Genomic DNA, 15,606 nt, shown 5'->3' on the forward strand with positions numbered 1-15,606 from the left:
CAGCACCCATGCCACATGCCTTTGGCAGCTGGCAAACCCCTTCCACCCCGAGTCCTCCGTGCCGAACCGGCCATTCCCACAGCAACTATGAGCAGTCTCCCCATCGGCACCGATGACGCCGGCAACCAGGAAGCAGAGCTTCTGGCCCAGTTCGCGCGCAACCTGAAGGTGCCGCTGCTCAACACCATGACGCACGCGCTGCAGGACGTGGCCCCCATCGAGGGGCTGTCGCCGGCCTTCCTGCGTTCCAACTCGCTGCTGCCGTTCTCGGTGTCGGACGAGGTGGTGCACATCGCCTCCAGCGTGCCGGTGCAATTGGCAGCACTGGATGCCCTCAAGCAGTTCTTCACCGTGCCCACGCGCCTGCACCTGGCGCCACGCATGTGGGTCCATTCCGGCCTGGACCAGATCTACCGGCCCGAAAACGCCAACCTCGCCGCCTTTGATGACGAGAACGCCTCGGGCTCCGACAACCAGGACGACGACCTCGAAACCCTGAAGGCCCTGGCCGAAGACGCCCCCGTGGTGCGCCTGGTGCAGTCGCTGCTGCTGCGCGCGGTGGAAAGCCGGGCGTCGGATTTGCACCTCGAAGTCTCGCAACAGAAGTTCCGCGTGCGCTACCGCATCGACGGCGTGCTGTTCGACGCCGAATCGCCGCCCCGGCGCATGTACATGGCGTCCATCTCGCACCTGAAGCTGCGCGCCAAGATGAACATCGCCGAGCGCCGCCTGCCCCAGGACGGCCGCATGAAGATGGAAGTCGGCGGCCGCCAGATCGACATGCGTGTCTCCACCGTGCCCACGGTGTACGGCGAGAGCATGGTCATCCGCCTGCTGGACCAGGGCCCCGGCATGATGGGCATGGACTCGCTCGGCCTGAACGCCGAGGCGCTGGCCATGCTGGAGGCCGCCATCGTGCAGCCGCACGGTATGATCCTCGTGACCGGCCCCACCGGCAGCGGCAAGACCAGCACGCTGTACGCCTCGCTGGGCAAGGTGAACCTGCCGGGCAACAAGATCATCACCGTGGAAGACCCGGTCGAGTACCAGATCGACGGCATCAACCAGATCCAGGTCAAGTCGCAGATCGACCTGACGTTTGCGAGCGCGTTGCGCTCCATCGTGCGGCAGGACCCGGACATCATCATGGTCGGCGAAATCCGCGACCGCGAAACGGCCGAGATCTCGATCCAGTCCGCCCTCACGGGCCACCTGGTGTTCTCGACCCTGCACACCAACGATTCGTTCGGCGCACCCCACCGGCTCATGGAGATGGGCGTGGAGAGCTACCTGATCGCATCTTCCGTGGTGCTGATCGTGGCTCAACGCCTGGTGCGCATGATCTGCCCGCACTGCCGGGAGGGCACCACGCCCACCTCGGCCGACCTCCTGTTCCTGGCCGAAGAAGGCGTGCAGGCGCACCAGGTGACCGAGCTGTTCCACGGCAAGGGCTGCCACCACTGCGGCCAGTCGGGCTACATCGGGCGCACGGGCATCTATGAAATGCTGCCCATGACCACGGCGATCAAGGAAGCCATCATCCAGAAGCTGCCCGCCGAAGGTGTGCGCCGCAAGGCAATCGAGCAGGGTGTGCGCACCATGCGGGCCGACGGCATCAGCAAGGTGCTGGCCGGCGTCACCACGCTGGAAGAGCTGGCGCGCGTCACCCGCCAGGAGATGACGTGAGACCCCGCCCCAGTGCAGCGGGCGCCAGCCAGCCGCCCCTGGCCGACACCGGCAGCCCGCTGCCTGCCGACACCGCCCAGCACCTGCCGCTCGCGGCCGACGCCAAGCCGGCCGCAAGCGGCATCTCCTGGACGGCCTCGCTCGGCGGCGGCAGCAGGCGCGTAGGCATCAAACATGTGCTGGCCATGACGGAGCAACTGCTCACTTTGCTCGACGCCGGCCTGCCACTGGACCGGGCGCTGCACATCTGCCAGAGCAGCATCGAGCAGCCCTTCTTTCGCGGCGTGATGCAGGCCGTGGTGGTCGATGTGGAAAAGGGCAATTCCCTGGGCGATGCCTTCATGCGCCACCCCTCGGTGTTCCCGCGCCTGTACGTGAACATGGTGCGCGCCGGCGAAGAAGGCGGCGTGCTGCCCGTGGTGATGCAGCGGCTGGTGGAGTTCTATACGCGCAGCATCGAGTTCCGCTCGTTCCTGGTCACCTCGTCCATCTACCCGGTGCTGCTGTTCTTCTTCGGCGTCAGCGCACTGCTCGGGCTCACCGTGTTCGTGCTGCCCAAGTTCGGCCAGATCTTCACCGACATGCACCAGGAGCTGCCCATGGCGGCGGCCGTGCTGATCGGCACCGGCGAGTTCCTGAAGACCTACGGCCTGTACATCCTGGCCGTGATCGCGCTGGCCCTCACCGGCTTCGCGATGGCCCTGCGCGACGAGAAATGGCGCGAGCGCTGGCAACTGCTGCTGCTGCGCATGCCCGTGCTCGGCCCCCTGCTGCTCAAGATCCAGCTGGCCCATGTGTGCCGCACCTGGGGAACTCTATTGGCCAGCGGGGTTCCGATACTTACCGGCATGCGCATCGTGCGCGAGCTGACCGAGCACATCCCTTTGCGCCGGGCGCTCGACCGGCTGGTGCGGGCCGTGCAGGAAGGCAAGGGCGTGTCGGGCCCAGTGCGCGCCGACCCGTTCTTTCCCCGCCTGCTGGGCCAGCTGGCCGCGGTGGGCGAGGAATCGGGCGCGCTCGACGCCATGCTCGTGAAGGTGGCCGACCAGTATGAGAAAGACATCCAGAAGGCCACCCGCAACCTGGTGGCGCTGTTCGAGCCCATGATGATCCTGCTGATGGGCGGGCTGATCGGCACCATCGTGGTGTCGATGCTGACCGCCATCTTCTCGATCAACGACATGCCCCTGTGAATGAACAAGTGAAGTAGCAAGTAGGTTTTTTCCAATGCATATGCCCCTCCAGATCCCTTCCCGCAAGCCCTCGCTGCGCCGCGCCGGCGGCTTCACGCTGATCGAGCTGCTGATCGTCATGGTCATCCTGGGCCTCTTGGCCTCGCTGGTCGGCCCGCGCCTGTTCGGCCAGCTCGACGCCTCCAAGGTCAAGGCCGCGCGCACCCAGATCGAAATGCTGGGCGCCGCCATGGACACCTACCGGCTGGACATGTCGCGCTACCCGAACACCGACCAGGGCATCGCCGCCCTGTCGGACAAGCCGGCCGACGCGGCCGAGGCCGCCCGCTGGCGTGGTCCCTATCTCAAGAAGAAGGTGGACAAGGACCCCTGGGGCAACAGCTACGTCTACCGTTCGCCTGGCGAAAAGAGCGACTACGAGATCTCGTCCCTGGGCGCCGACGGCAAGGAAGGCGGCACGGGCGACGACGCCGACATCCGCAGCTGGGAATAAAGCCTTTGGGGCTCCGTGCGGTTGCGCATGAAAAAAACCGCCGGGTTCACTCTGCTGGAATTGCTCTTGGTGCTGGTGCTGGTAGGCATCGGTACGGGCCTGGCCATGGTCTCGGTGGACCAGTTGGCCGGCCGCGCCGAGGAGCGCCGCTGGCTCGACCGCACGCAGCAGGAGCTCAAGCGCCTGCGCAACCGGGCCGTGCTCGGTGGCACCCCGGTGGAGGCCACGCTGTACTTCGACTCGGGGCGCATCGCCACGGCAGCCGGCAATGTGCTGGAGTTGCCCGGCAGCTACCGCTTCATCGCCAGCCCCGACACCCGCCCGCGCACGGCAGCCACGGCCACCCGTGCCGAAGACGAAACACTGCAACTCCTGTTCTACCCCGATGGCACCGCGCAGGAAGCGGCCTTCCTCGTGCGCACCCCATCGGGCGTGCAGCAGCAGTTCCGCATGGCCCGCATCAGCGGGCGCATTGAAAGAAAAGATGCCGTGCCGACCGAGCAGTAAGCCCTTGCCGGCCCGGCCACGCCCCGTTCAGCAGCAACACGGCTTCACGCTGCTGGAGGTGCTGGTGGCCATGGTGCTGATCGGCTTTGGCCTGGCGATCGCGTTCACCGCGATCTCGGGCACGGCGCGCCTGGACGACAAGATCAACGGCCACACAGCCGCCATGGCGCTGGCACAGGCCAAGCTCGACGAAGCGCTGGCCAGCCCCACCTTCGCCGTGGCCGACGACGCCGTGGACCAGGGCTATGCGGGCACCGATTTCGGCTACCGCATCCACCTGCGCCCATTCGAGGCGCTCACGCGCGCCCAGCAGGATCGGATTCCCGCGTTCCGGCAAAAGCTCGAAGAGGTGGAAGTCGAGGTCTTCTGGGGCCCCAAGGGCAACCAGCAGGTCTACCGGCTGAACAGCTACCGCCTGGCACCGCCCCCGCCGGGCGAACGCGCGGCAGGCGGCGCGGCACCCACGTCGTCGACCCCGCAGAACCCGCAAACCCCCGTGCGGCCCACGCCATGAGGAGCCTGCGCAGCCATCCCCTTGCAGGCACCCAGACCGGCTTTACGCTGCTGGAGCTGATGGTGGCGCTCGCCATCTCGGCCGTGGTGGCGGTGATCGGGGCCTCGGCCATGTCCACCGCGCTCGACTTCTATGGCCGCAACAACGACCGCGCCCGCTCGCGCGAAGAAGTGCGCGGCGCCGAGCGCATCCTGCGCCATGAATGGACCACCCGTGGCATCGCCGTCAAGGGCAGCGCCACCACGCTGGAGTTCGACACCCTGCACCCGGTGATGGGCACGCCCGGGGCGGCTCCGGCCATCGCGCGCGTGGAATACGCCTGCGAGACTGCCGAAGGCGGCGGCACCATGGCGCTGGTGCACCGGGTCAAGACGCTGGCGGTGGCCACCACCAACAACAGGCAACCGGCCCCGACGCTGCTGGACACCAGCGTGCTGGCCTCGGGCCTGCGCATGTGCGCCTTCTCATACCTGACCCGCATGCCCAACCGCGAAGGCAAGCCCATCCCGACCTGGCTGGCCAAGTGGGAGCAACTGCGCCAGCCACCGGACCTGCTGCGCCTGGGGCTGTCGGGCGTGCGCGATGACATGCCCGCCCTGGTGTACAGCGCACGCGGCGAGGCGACTGCACCATGACCGCCCGCGCCCCGCAGCACACCAGGCACCAGCAGCGCCGCGCCCGTGCGGGACGAGGCGCGGCCGAGCGCGGCTACATCCTGCTGTTTGCGCTGGGCCTGATGGCCGTGGTGACCACGGTGGTGCTGGGCGTCTCGGTCTCGCTGCGACTGGACGCCCAGTTGCTTGCCCGCGAAAAAGAAGCGCTGCAGGAAGGCTATGTGCTGCAGTCGGCCGCCGCCTACACCGCGCTGCAACTGGGCGTTGCCTCTGCCGTGGCGGGCGCCAACCCGCCCTTGCCTGAAGAAGTGCGCCGCAACTGGCCGCTGTGGCGCCTGCCCGAACCGGGTGCGCCGCCCGCCACCGCACCGGGCACGGCCCCTTCATCTCGCGGCACGGCGGCAGCGGCCGCTGCCGGCACCACGCCCACGGCCCGCTACGAAGCCACGCTGGGCCGCCAGCCCTTCACGGTCGAGCTGCAGGACGCCAGCGGCCTGCCCGACGCCAACGACCTGACCGCCCAGGAGTGGGAGCGGCTGTTTGCGCTGCTGGGCACGGCCCCGGAGCGTGCACGCGAGCTGGCGCTGCTGACCATGGAGTTCAAGAACCGGGTGATGGATGCGCGGGGAACGACCGGATTTTCAAGCATGCGAGAATTGACGGATTGGAACGAGATACCGCGCCCCCTGGTGCGGGGCGGCACGACCCAGGTTCCCGTGGGTTTGCAGGACCTGCTGGTGGTAGGCACCAAGAACCGCAAGGTGCGGCTGGACACCACGCCCGTCGTGCTGCTGCGGACCCTGGGCAATCTCACGGACGACCACCTGCAGCGGCTGGCCACCATGCGCCGCTCGGGCACTCCCATCACGGCAGCACTGGCCCAGCAGTGGACCGCCGGCACGGGCCTGATCGCGGCCGACATGGCGGGACCGCCCACGGCCGCCAAGGCGCGGTTGCGCCTTGGGGGGCCCCGGCCCACAGGTGCGGCCCTGGTGGCTACCCTGGTCCAGCAGGGTGGAAAGTACAGCGTGGCGGACTCCATTGTTGATGTGAGCGCCCGCTGACCCCGCCAGCCCCGCGACCGACCGAACACCCGAAGGCAGCCCGAAAAGAACACCTCGATCAGATTGAAACCTCAACCGATGCGCAATTTTTCCCCCTCAGCCGGCTGGCGCCACCAGCTCGTGCTCTCCCTCTCACCGCACAGCCTGTGCATCCTGCATTTCTACCGCGGGCTGCTGGGCTGGAAGCGTGCGCATGAGCTCTCGGTGCCCCTGCCAGAGGGAGACGGGTTTTCGTCGCAACTGCAGCAGCAACTGGCCGACTGCGTGACGCGCTGGAAGATCCCGCCAGCCACGCGCGCGCACTGGGTGCTGGCCGGTGACATCCTGGGCATCGTTCCGCCCAGCATGCAGGGGGCCGGGGCCCCACCCTCGCTGCCTTTCCCGGCGAGCGACACGCGCACGCAGGTGGACGCCTTCGGCGGCGTCGAGGGCGCCTCGCTGATGTGGATGCACAAGGACTGGGTGACCGAGATCGAGCGCATCAGCAGCGCCTGCCGCCTCGACCTGGTGGAGCTGTACGCCCGCGCGCAGCTGTTTCAGCGCATCGCGGCCAAACAACCCGCCTCGCTGCGCGCCGTGGTCGAGGCCGATGCTTCCGACCAGTACCTGCATGTGTACGGCGCCAACGGCACCATGCTGCGCACCCGCGTGCTCGACGCGGGCGACACCCACGAGCACCTGGCCCAGACCCTGCAGGTGGAGCTGGCCGCCCTGGGCGCGCCGGCCGAGACCGCACCGGGCCGCCCGGTGCAACTGACCACGCCCAAGGGCTACACCGCCGAGCCACAGACCTGGGCCGGCTACCAGCACCATGTGCTGCCAGCCGACTCCCACAGCGACCTGCTCGAAAAACTCTGGCGCTCGGACCAGGGCGGCATCATCGTGCGCCACACGCACAACGACATGGTGCAGGCGCTCAAGGTGCTCAGCGTCGGGCTGGGCGCTGCAGGCCTGGCGGGCCTGGCGCTCATGGTCTGGCACGACGGGCGCCTGGTGCGCCAGATCGAGGAAGGCCGCGACCGCGTGCGCAAGGACCTGCCCAAGGTCGAGGCAGCCAAGCTGCTCAAGGCCCGCACGCTGCGCATGGCCGATGCGGTGCAGGCCGTCAACACGGCGCGCGAAGCACCCTCCGCATTGGGCCCGTTCTCGCAATTGGTTGCGTATTTCCCACCGCCTCCGGCCACTTTGCAGTACTTCAGCTCCGACAATGGCGTGGTCGCGCTGGCGGGCCAGGGCAATGAAGCCAGCGTGAAATGGCTGCAGGAGCGGCCGCTCGCAGGCTTTGGCGCCTGGACCGACTTCCCCGTGCCCGAATACCTGGCCGCCAGCACCCCGCAGATCCACCTGCAGTCGCGCAAGGAAGCGCCCAAACCCATTGTTCCCGCACCGGCACAGCCACCCGCATCGGGGGCCTCCCAACCATGATGAAGCGCGATCTCAAGCGGGTGCATGCCGCCCACGGCATCAAGTACTTTGCCTTTCCCGTCGTCGTGCTGCTGCTGATTGCCGCACTCGTGGACCAGCGCCTCACCGGCTACCTGGAGCACCGCGAGCAGGCCAGCGACCTGCAGACCCTGCTGGAAAGCAACCAGAACACCCTGGACCTGGACAAGAAGGTGCAGGCCAACAGCGAGCAGGTGGGCGGCAGCTACACGCCCGTGCAGGCGCAGCTGTTCGTGGCCAATGACATCACCGACTCCGTGAACGCCATGCAGCAGCAGGTGACCAAGCTGCTGCAGGGCCTGTACTTCGACAATATCGACCTTTCGGACTTCTCGGATGCACCCAAGGGCAGCATCTCGCGCATGTCCCTTACGGCACGCTTCAACGGCGTGCCCCAGCAGTTGCCGCGCCTGCAGATCGCCCTGGCGCAGTCGCCCACCCTGCTGGTCATGGACAAGGTCGAGATCAAGGTGGTGGACGACACCCAGCGCGGCGGGCAGCAACTGCACATCGTGGCCCGCTTTTCCGGCCTGCACATGAAGCCGCTGCCCGAGGCGGCCGCCCCTGCTGCGCCCGCCGCCGCTGCCCGAAAATAAATCGAAACCCAGCCGAACCGCTGAATTTCAGAGACTGCAATGAAAAAATCCATTCCTCCCATGCTGCGCAAACTGACCGCTGTGAGCATGCTCCTGCCCACACTCGCGGCCACGCAACTGGCGATGGCCCAGCAGGCACCGATCAACCCCTTCACCGGCCAGCCCATGCCTGCGGCGCCCAGTGGCAGCGGCACCCCCGTGCCGGGCGGCTTCAGCCTGCCCGGCATCACCATGCAGCCCCCGCAGGCGGGCGGCGCCGTGGCACCGGCCACAACACCGGCAACGGCCCCTGCCGCCACGCCCGGTGCGGCAGCGCCCGCCATGCCGGCCCCCATGGCCATGCCCGCCCCTGGCACTGCCGCAGCGCCTGCGGGCGGCAACCCCGGCGCGGTGCTGTCCAACACGCCCAACCCGGGCGTGACGCTCAAGTTCGACAACGCCGACATCTACGAGGTGATCCAGGTCGTGCTCGGCGAAGTGCTCAAGCTAGACTATGTGATCGACCCCACCGTGCAGGGCCGCGTCACGCTCAAGAGCACCGGCGCCATCAGCATGGCCGACATCTACAGCACGCTGGAGACGGCGCTGGCGGCAAGCAACATCTCCATCGTGCGCCAGGGCAAGATCTACAAGGTGCTGCGCGACACCAATGCCGTGCGCGACAGCGGCATCGGCCAGGGCGTGGGCCCGGCCTCGTCGGTGATGCAGATCATCCCGCTGCAGTTCGTGCAGGCCAACCAGCTGGCCAACACCCTGCGCGGTTTCGTCGGCGCGCAGGCGGCCATCACCAACGACCCGTCCAACCGCTACCTGATCGTGGTCGACCGTGCGGCCAACGTCGAGAAGATCGTGGAGATGGTCAAGACCCTGGACTCCGACTACGTGAGCCAGGTGCAGATCAAGCTGTTCCCGCTGGCGCACAGCGAAGCGGCCGACGTGGCCAAGGAGCTCGACGCCATCTTCAAGACCTCGGGCATCTTCAACAAGGCCGGTACCGACGCGAACAAGACCTACTTCCTGCCCGTCGCGCGCATGAATGCGGTGATGGTGGCTGCTGCGAATCCGGCCCTGCTGCAGACGGCAGAGCAGTGGATCAAGACGCTGGACGCCGAGCCGCGCAATGGGCTGGGTTCGTTCGTGCATGTGTACCCGGTGGCCAATGGCAATGCGGCCAATCTGGCGAGCCTGGTGACGCAGATCTTTGGCGGGTCGGCGCCGACGCAGAACAATGCGAATTCGGGGGCTTCTGGGTTGCCATCGGCTTCTGGGACGGCGTTTGGTTCAACCGGCGGCGCAACAGGCAGCAGCACCGGACTGGCTGGTGCAGCCGCCGGTGGCAACAACAACCAGAACAACAGCTCCTCAGCACGCACTATTGAGCGGGGCAATACGCCTTCGCAAGGCACGACGGGCACCGCTCCCGGCCTGGGTGGCTCGGTGCAGGTGATAGCGGACACGGAAACCAATACGCTGATCGTGCGCGCGTCGCCACAGGACTACCAGCAGGTGCGCAAGGTGTTGGAGCGCCTGGATACCTCGCCGCGCCAAGTGATGGTTCAGGTGATGGTGGCCGAAGTCACATTGACCGATGCTCTGCAGTACGGCGTGGAGTGGTGGATCAAGTCCGCACTGAGCACTGGCGGCAAGAGTTGGCCGGCTTTCCTTGGCATGGACGGTGGTATCAAAACGACCGGCGTTACCACAGCAGCAGTCGGTGCCACACCCTCAGTCACAGGAACATCCACGGGACTCAACTACGCTGTTTTTGGCAGCGCAGGGCAAGTCATCGGTTTGTTGAATGTGCTGGGCCGAGACACCAATGTGAACGTACTATCCACGCCCCATGTGCTCGCCAGCGACGGCAAAGTGGCCAGGATAGAGGTTGGCAATGAGGTTCCGATCATCACGCAAACTGTGGCCACGCCCACCAGCAGCCTGCTCAGCAGCGGCCAGTTCTCCACGTCCAACTCGGTCCAATACCGCCCTACAGGCATTTTGCTGGAAGTCAAACCCAGCATCACCTCAGCGGGACGGCTCACGCTGAGCATTTCGCAAGAAGTCAGCAGTGTGGGCGAGCCTGTTGATGCCGGTGGCACCAAGTACCCCAGTTTTCAAAAGCGCAAAGTCACTACCGATGCGACGATCGAAGATGGCAAGACCATCATGCTGGCTGGCCTGATCGAAAACAGGACAGAGAACGGTATCGTCGGTATTCCGGTGCTCAAAGACATACCGATACTGGGTGGGTTGTTTGGTACAACCAACAAGACCAAAAACAAGACTGAACTGCTGATCACCATCACCCCCTACATTGTCAATAACCGTGAGGAAGCAGATCGCCTAGCAGGTACTTTTCAGGAAAGTCTGCAGAAGTTACGCGTGATGATGCAGGACAAAGACACAGTGGTGGCGCCCAACCTGAGCCGCGACGCCCCCGTGCGCAGCCAGCAAAAACCTGCCGCCTTGAACGCTCCACAGATCCAAAGCAGCGAAGCCTTCGTCAACTAATCAAGTTGGCACCAGAAATACATCAGCCCACTTCGGTGGGCTGTTTTGCTTTGCGCCGGACTCAGGTCAGCAAAGCCACCGCCGCCGAGAAGCTCAAAAATGCCAGCGCCGTGGACACCAGAATGATCCGCGCGACGCGCCCGTTGTTGGCGCCAAAGCGCTCGGCCAGCAGCGAGACGTTGCTGGCACTGGGCAATGCCGCCACCAGCACCAGCACCGTGAGCGCAAACGGCGTGAGTGGCACGCCGGCGGCCATGGCCGCCGTGCCCGCCCCCCAGACCAGCACCGGGTGCACCAGCAGCTTGGCCAATGCCACCGGCACGTACTCGCGGGCAGGAACCTGTTCATGCTGGTTCATCTGCGAGCGGGCCAGCACCGCGCCGATGGTGAACAACGCCACGGGCGAAGCCGCATCGGCCAGCATGGCCACCGTACGGTCCACCGGGCCGGGGAGCTTGAAGCTGAGCGCCGAGGCGAGCGCACCGAGGGCGATGGACCAGGGCATGGGATTCGCCACCATGCCCTTGAAGGCATTGCGCAGCGCCACGCCCACGCCATGCGTGCCCGCGCCGTCCAGGCGCGAGAGGGCGATGCACAGCGAGCTGGTGACCAGCATGTCCACCGCAATGGTCACGATGGCGGGTCCCGCGGCCTGCGCACCCAGCAGCGCCACGAGCAGCGGCACGCCCATGAAGCCGGTGTTGGGGAACGCAGCCACCAGCGCGCCGAAGGCCGCGTCGTTCCAGCCGATGCGCCCGCGTCGCGTGAACGCCACCGTGCCCGCCACCATGACCAGCGCGCACAGCACATAGACACCGGCCACGGCCGGATCGAGCAGCTGCGCAATGGGCGTGCTGGCGCCAAAGCGGTACAGCATGCAGGGCAGCGCGAAGAACAGCACGAAGGCGTTGAGCCCCGGAATGGCCGGCTGCGGCAGCACGCCCCGCCGTGCGGCCAGGTAGCCACACAGCACCAGGGCAAAGAAGGGGAAGGTGATGAGAAGGACGGAGAGCACGGAAGATATTGTCGGGCGGCCCGGGGCTTGCCGAACTGCACCGTCAGCGCAGAGTCAGGCGGGAGCCATCGCCTGTGGCGAAGCCGCGTGCGGAACTGCTACCTACTGCTTGCGCTGGATGATCAGGTTGCGCTTGGCATCCTCGGGGTAGGCAAAAGTGATGGCGCCGTTCTTCACCGCTCCGATCACCAGCATGTTGCGCGTGATGGCGTCCTTGTCGGCGGTGCTGAAGGGCTTGTCGTAGGTGGCGACCACGCCGTAGTAGGTCTTCATCTTGCCCTCCAGCGATTCCTTGAGCGCCGGGCCATTGAGATTGCCGTCGCGGATGCCCAGGAAGGAGTACATGAGCAAATAGGTGGCATCGTAGGCATTGGCTGCCGCCATGGGCACGGCCAGCTTGCGCTGGAACTTGCGCGTGTAGCTCGACAGGAAGGAGGCGCGGCGCTCGTTGCTGGGCTCGGCGATGAAGGTCTGCACCATGAGGGCGCCCTCGGCCGCATCGCGCGCGCCATCGAGGAAGTACGGGAACGACAGGGTCCATGGCCCCACCTGCGGCGCCTTCCAGCCCAGGGTCTTCTTGCCGTTGGCGATGACGGCGTTCTCCTGCCCCACGGTGTAGCTGAAGACCACGTTGGCACCTGCCGTGCGCGCGGCGGCCAGCTCGGCGGTGAGGTCCTTCACCCCCAGGTCGAAGCGTGCCACGTGCACGGGTTTCAGGTTCTTGGCGGCCAGCGCGGCCACCACGTCGTTGTAGCCGCCTTCGCCATAGCCGGTCTTGTCGGCGAAGATGGCCACCTTGTCCCAGCCGCGCTTGACGATGTCTTCCACCATGAAGGGGGCCTGCAGTGCGTCGCGCCCCTGCACGCGAAAGATGTAGCTGTCGGCCGGCGGGTACTTGGCGGTGACGGCCGTGCCAGACGCGCAGGGCACGATGAGCGGCGATTTGGCGTCCTGGAACAGGTCGATGGCCTTCATCGCCACGCCGGTGTTGCAAAAGCCGATGGTGGCGACCACCTTCTCGGCCAGCAGGTCCTGCGAGACCTTGCGCCCCTGGTCGGGGTTGGCCGCATCGTCCTTGACCACCAGCTCGAGCGGCCGGCCCAGGTAGCCGCCGCCGGCATTGATCTCGTCCACCGCCATGCGGATACCGTTGAGCAGGGGCACGCCGAAGTCGGCCGATGCCCCGGTGAACGGCCCCACCACGCCGATGCGCACCGGCGCCGTGTTGCCGATCTGCGCGCGGGCAGGTAGCGCAGCCAGGGCCATCGCCACACCGGCGCTCAGAATGAAAAACACCCCACCCCAGCTCGCGCGTTGCGGCGCGGCGGCGATGGGGCGCGATGGCGCGAGGCTCTTGGTCGGCATGGCACGGCCTTTCAGGCTTGTCTCGTTGGTCCGTGCAGTATCAAAGTGCCAACAGACCTGGGACAGCGGGGTTTCCCGCAGGAAGGCGCGTGCCAGCGCGTGCCGTCAGAATTCGATCAGCTTCTCGACGTCCTGCACCTTGCGGCGGGCCAGGGCCAGGTTCGCGCGCGCCTTGTCGAGCACCATGTAGATGAAGATGCCTTCCTTGGTGGCCAGGGGGCGGATGATGTGGTACTGCTTGCCCAGCGTGATCAGGATGTCGTCGATGGTGTCCTGCAGGCCCAGCGCCTGCATGGTCTTGTTCTTGGCACGCACGACTTCGGTGTTGCCGGCGGCGGCCAGTTCCATGTCCACCCCCGTGCCGATGCTGCCCAGCAGCATGCCGCTGCCACTGTCCACGATGGCGGCGCACAGCGCACCTTCCACGGACTGCAGCTGGTTCAGGGATTCATTGAGAGTCGCCATTTTTTCGTTTCCTTGTCGTTCGTTCACACTGGCTGGAAAGGGGAGTGGGCGCAGGCTGCCAATGAACGCCCGCGCCCGGAAATCGGTTGAGCCTCAGAGGCTGGGAATTTTTTGGCCGTGTCCGAAGGGTGCGTCAAAACGCCTCGGATCTAGGCGCAAAGCACAGCCATAGCTCGGGCTATGGCGAGCATTTGCAACGACGAGCCGGGGTGTTTTGGCGTGCAAGGCGGGCATGGACGAAAGATTCTCAGCCTCTTAGGCCCGGGACATCTCCTGCACCACCTCACCCGCGGCCCACAGGGCGCGGCCGAGCAGGGCATCGCTGCCCAGCACCAGGCACAGGATGCAGGGCACCGGCGCATCGATGGACTGGAAGACCACGGTGCTGCCCTCGGCCTCGAAGGTCAGGCGCTTGCACTGGGGGCTCTGGATCTCGCGGCCCACCGCACGGGCCATGGCCATGAGCGAGCTGGCCATGGCCGACAGGCGGTTGGCCTGCAGGTCGCTGCGGTTGCGCAGGCAGGCGATCTCAAAGCCATCGGGTGTGGCCAGCAAGGCCAGCTGCAGGCCGCTGATGGGCGCGGCATGGGTGTCAAGAGCGCGCTGGGCCGTCTGGGCCAGTGCTTCGGAAATCAGGGGGGAACTGCTTTTCATGGGGACTCGCTGCGCAGGGACAACATCGACACCAGCACACCGAGCGCCTGCAGCACGTCGGCACGCTTTCTCACATCCACCTGCAGCACCGGCACCACGCCATGGCCGGCGGCCTGCAATCCATCGGCAAAGGCCTGCATGGTGGCGGCAGATGCCGGGCGGGTGCTGAGCACCAGGGCCAGCGGCGGATGCTCAGCGGCAGCAGCCTCGGCCAGCAGGGCACCTGCGGCCTCCATGGCATCGGGCGCATTGGCATCGACCATGACGAACACGCCCACCGAGGCGGACACGACCCACTGGCGCAGGAAGTCGAAGCGGTCCTGCCCGGGGCAGCCGCAGACCTGCACGAACTCGCCATCGCCCAGGTCGATCTGGCCGAACTCGGCGCCCACGGTGGTGAACTCCTTGGCATGGGCCTGGCGGTCCAGGTTCGGCACGTCGGAGGCGACCATGTCGTCGCCGCACAGCGCACGGATGGCCGTCGTCTTGCCCACGCCCATGGGGCCCATGAAGGCGATGCGCGGCATGGGGGCAGCGCTGGAATAGGTCTTTACCGAAGCATTCATGGGCGGTTGGCTCCTGTCAGCCAGTGAGACAGGCGGCGCACGAAGCCCTGGGACACGGCGCCGCCCGCGCGGGACGGCGAGGCCGCAGCGGGCACCGCCTGGGTGGGGGCAATCACCTGCAGCACCTTGCGGTGCGCAAGCTCCCGCAGCAGCACGGCCACCATGGCGGGCTCCAGGCCGCTGTGCGCCTGCAGCTGATGCGCCGTCACGGGCTGGCGGGCCAGCAGGGCCAGGGCGCTGACGTAGCCTGCACTGTCGAACGGCGCGCCCAGGAACACCCAGGAGCCCAGGCGGTAACGGCTGCCCTGCGCGGCGGCCATGGCGGCCGAACCCACGGCGGCAGGCGCTGCCGGCTGGATGGTGCTGTGGGCAAAGGATCGCGCTGGCTGTGCTGCAGGGGCAGGCGTGGGTGCCGGGGGTGCGGCCTGCACCGCCACGGCGATGGGGGCGGCATTCTGCCGCGCCTTCCAGTCGAGCAGAAAGACCGCCGCGCGGTCGAGGATGTCAATGAGGTCGGCCACCGTGTAGTCCTGCGGCAGGCGCCCCACCCAGGTCTGCGCAAAGCGGGCGCCCGGCTGTTCGTGGCCCACCCAGATCACGCACGGGGGCATCGGCTGCAGCCGCATCAGGTTGGACGATACGTCGAGCATGGCCACCTGCGCCTGGGCCAGGGGCGACTCGCGCCACGCGAACACCGATTTGCGGGCGGCCACGCCAAACAACTCTGAAAACCGCGTGCGCAGCGCGGGCGCCAGCAAGCTGGTTGCCAAATCCCCCCTCAGATTGGTCTTCACGCAAATACCCCGCAGTGCAGAAAGCAACTGATCAGTTTAAGTGAGCCCTCCATTCGCGACCAGTACAAAACCGTATCAGTCAGGTTTTGTGACAGTAGTTGACCTTTCTGTGGCCAATTGTTCACAACG

16 protein-coding genes are annotated in these 15,606 nt (G+C 66.7%); 10 read left to right on the forward strand and 6 right to left on the reverse strand.

Features of this window, described 5'->3' with window-relative positions; genetic code table 11:
- The first annotated feature begins 87 nt into the window (after window positions 1-87).
- The 10 genes from ACSQ3Y_RS31090 (at window position 88) to gspD (ending at window position 10,618) form a co-directional block, all read left to right on the forward strand.
- Window positions 88-1,686 carry a GspE/PulE family protein gene (locus ACSQ3Y_RS31090; RefSeq protein ID WP_179683228.1) on the forward strand — a complete coding sequence of 533 codons (1,599 nt, stop codon included), beginning with the start codon at window positions 88-90 and terminating at the stop codon, window positions 1,684-1,686.
- Window positions 1,683-2,879 carry a type II secretion system F family protein gene (locus ACSQ3Y_RS31095; RefSeq protein WP_436179943.1) on the forward strand — a complete coding sequence of 399 codons (1,197 nt, stop codon included), beginning with the start codon at window positions 1,683-1,685 and terminating at the stop codon, window positions 2,877-2,879. Before ACSQ3Y_RS31090 ends, ACSQ3Y_RS31095 begins: the two co-directional genes overlap by 4 nt.
- A 34-nt stretch (window positions 2,880-2,913) precedes the next feature.
- Window positions 2,914-3,372 (forward strand): type II secretion system major pseudopilin GspG, encoded by a 459-nt coding sequence (gene gspG, locus ACSQ3Y_RS31100; protein WP_436179944.1) that lies wholly within the window; start codon window positions 2,914-2,916, stop codon window positions 3,370-3,372.
- A gap of 27 nt (window positions 3,373-3,399) precedes the next feature.
- On the forward strand, window positions 3,400-3,879 hold the full coding sequence (locus tag ACSQ3Y_RS31105; protein WP_179683225.1) for a prepilin-type N-terminal cleavage/methylation domain-containing protein: 480 nt from the start codon (window positions 3,400-3,402) through the stop codon (window positions 3,877-3,879).
- Between the two features lie 4 nt (window positions 3,880-3,883).
- Window positions 3,884-4,393: a type IV pilus modification PilV family protein gene (locus tag ACSQ3Y_RS31110; RefSeq protein WP_436179945.1), complete on the forward strand. Its 510-nt coding sequence runs from the start codon at window positions 3,884-3,886 to the stop codon at window positions 4,391-4,393.
- Window positions 4,390-5,028: a PulJ/GspJ family protein gene (locus ACSQ3Y_RS31115; RefSeq protein WP_436179946.1), complete on the forward strand. Its 639-nt coding sequence runs from the start codon at window positions 4,390-4,392 to the stop codon at window positions 5,026-5,028. Before ACSQ3Y_RS31110 ends, ACSQ3Y_RS31115 begins: the two co-directional genes overlap by 4 nt.
- Window positions 5,025-6,071 (forward strand): hypothetical protein, encoded by a 1,047-nt coding sequence (locus tag ACSQ3Y_RS31120; RefSeq protein WP_436179947.1) that lies wholly within the window; start codon window positions 5,025-5,027, stop codon window positions 6,069-6,071. Before ACSQ3Y_RS31115 ends, ACSQ3Y_RS31120 begins: the two co-directional genes overlap by 4 nt.
- Window positions 6,072-6,149: 78 nt before the next feature.
- Window positions 6,150-7,496, forward strand: coding sequence for a hypothetical protein (locus tag ACSQ3Y_RS31125; protein WP_436179948.1), 1,347 nt, complete (start codon window positions 6,150-6,152; stop codon window positions 7,494-7,496).
- Window positions 7,493-8,110, forward strand: a complete 618-nt coding sequence (locus ACSQ3Y_RS31130; protein ID WP_436179949.1) for a hypothetical protein — start codon at window positions 7,493-7,495, stop codon at window positions 8,108-8,110. The genes ACSQ3Y_RS31125 and ACSQ3Y_RS31130 overlap by 4 nt, the downstream gene beginning before the upstream one ends.
- A 39-nt stretch (window positions 8,111-8,149) precedes the next feature.
- Window positions 8,150-10,618 (forward strand): type II secretion system secretin GspD, encoded by a 2,469-nt coding sequence (gspD, locus tag ACSQ3Y_RS31135; protein ID WP_436179950.1) that lies wholly within the window; start codon window positions 8,150-8,152, stop codon window positions 10,616-10,618.
- Window positions 10,619-10,679: 61 nt separating this feature from the next.
- Here the strand turns inward: gspD and ACSQ3Y_RS31140 are convergent, their stop codons facing one another.
- The 6 genes from ACSQ3Y_RS31140 to ACSQ3Y_RS31165 form a co-directional block, all read right to left on the reverse strand.
- Window positions 10,680-11,633, reverse strand: a complete 954-nt coding sequence (locus ACSQ3Y_RS31140; RefSeq protein ID WP_436179951.1) for an AEC family transporter — start codon at window positions 11,631-11,633, stop codon at window positions 10,680-10,682.
- A 102-nt stretch (window positions 11,634-11,735) separates the two neighbouring features.
- Window positions 11,736-12,998: an ABC transporter substrate-binding protein gene (locus ACSQ3Y_RS31145; protein WP_436179952.1), complete on the reverse strand. Its 1,263-nt coding sequence runs from the start codon at window positions 12,996-12,998 to the stop codon at window positions 11,736-11,738.
- A 105-nt stretch (window positions 12,999-13,103) separates the two neighbouring features.
- Window positions 13,104-13,463, reverse strand: coding sequence for a hypothetical protein (locus tag ACSQ3Y_RS31150; RefSeq protein WP_428003313.1), 360 nt, complete (start codon window positions 13,461-13,463; stop codon window positions 13,104-13,106).
- Between the two features lie 255 nt (window positions 13,464-13,718).
- On the reverse strand, window positions 13,719-14,117 hold the full coding sequence (locus ACSQ3Y_RS31155) for a roadblock/LC7 domain-containing protein (RefSeq protein WP_057204015.1): 399 nt from the start codon (window positions 14,115-14,117) through the stop codon (window positions 13,719-13,721).
- On the reverse strand, window positions 14,114-14,683 hold the full coding sequence (locus ACSQ3Y_RS31160; protein ID WP_082604306.1) for a GTP-binding protein: 570 nt from the start codon (window positions 14,681-14,683) through the stop codon (window positions 14,114-14,116). Before ACSQ3Y_RS31160 ends, ACSQ3Y_RS31155 begins: the two co-directional genes overlap by 4 nt.
- Window positions 14,680-15,453, reverse strand: coding sequence for a hypothetical protein (locus ACSQ3Y_RS31165; RefSeq protein WP_157412609.1), 774 nt, complete (start codon window positions 15,451-15,453; stop codon window positions 14,680-14,682). Before ACSQ3Y_RS31165 ends, ACSQ3Y_RS31160 begins: the two co-directional genes overlap by 4 nt.
- Between the last annotated feature and the right edge of the window lie 153 nt (window positions 15,454-15,606).

Source organism: Acidovorax sp. LjRoot66 (assembly GCF_964253305.1).
Classification (GTDB): Bacteria; Pseudomonadota; Gammaproteobacteria; order Burkholderiales; family Burkholderiaceae_C; genus Acidovorax.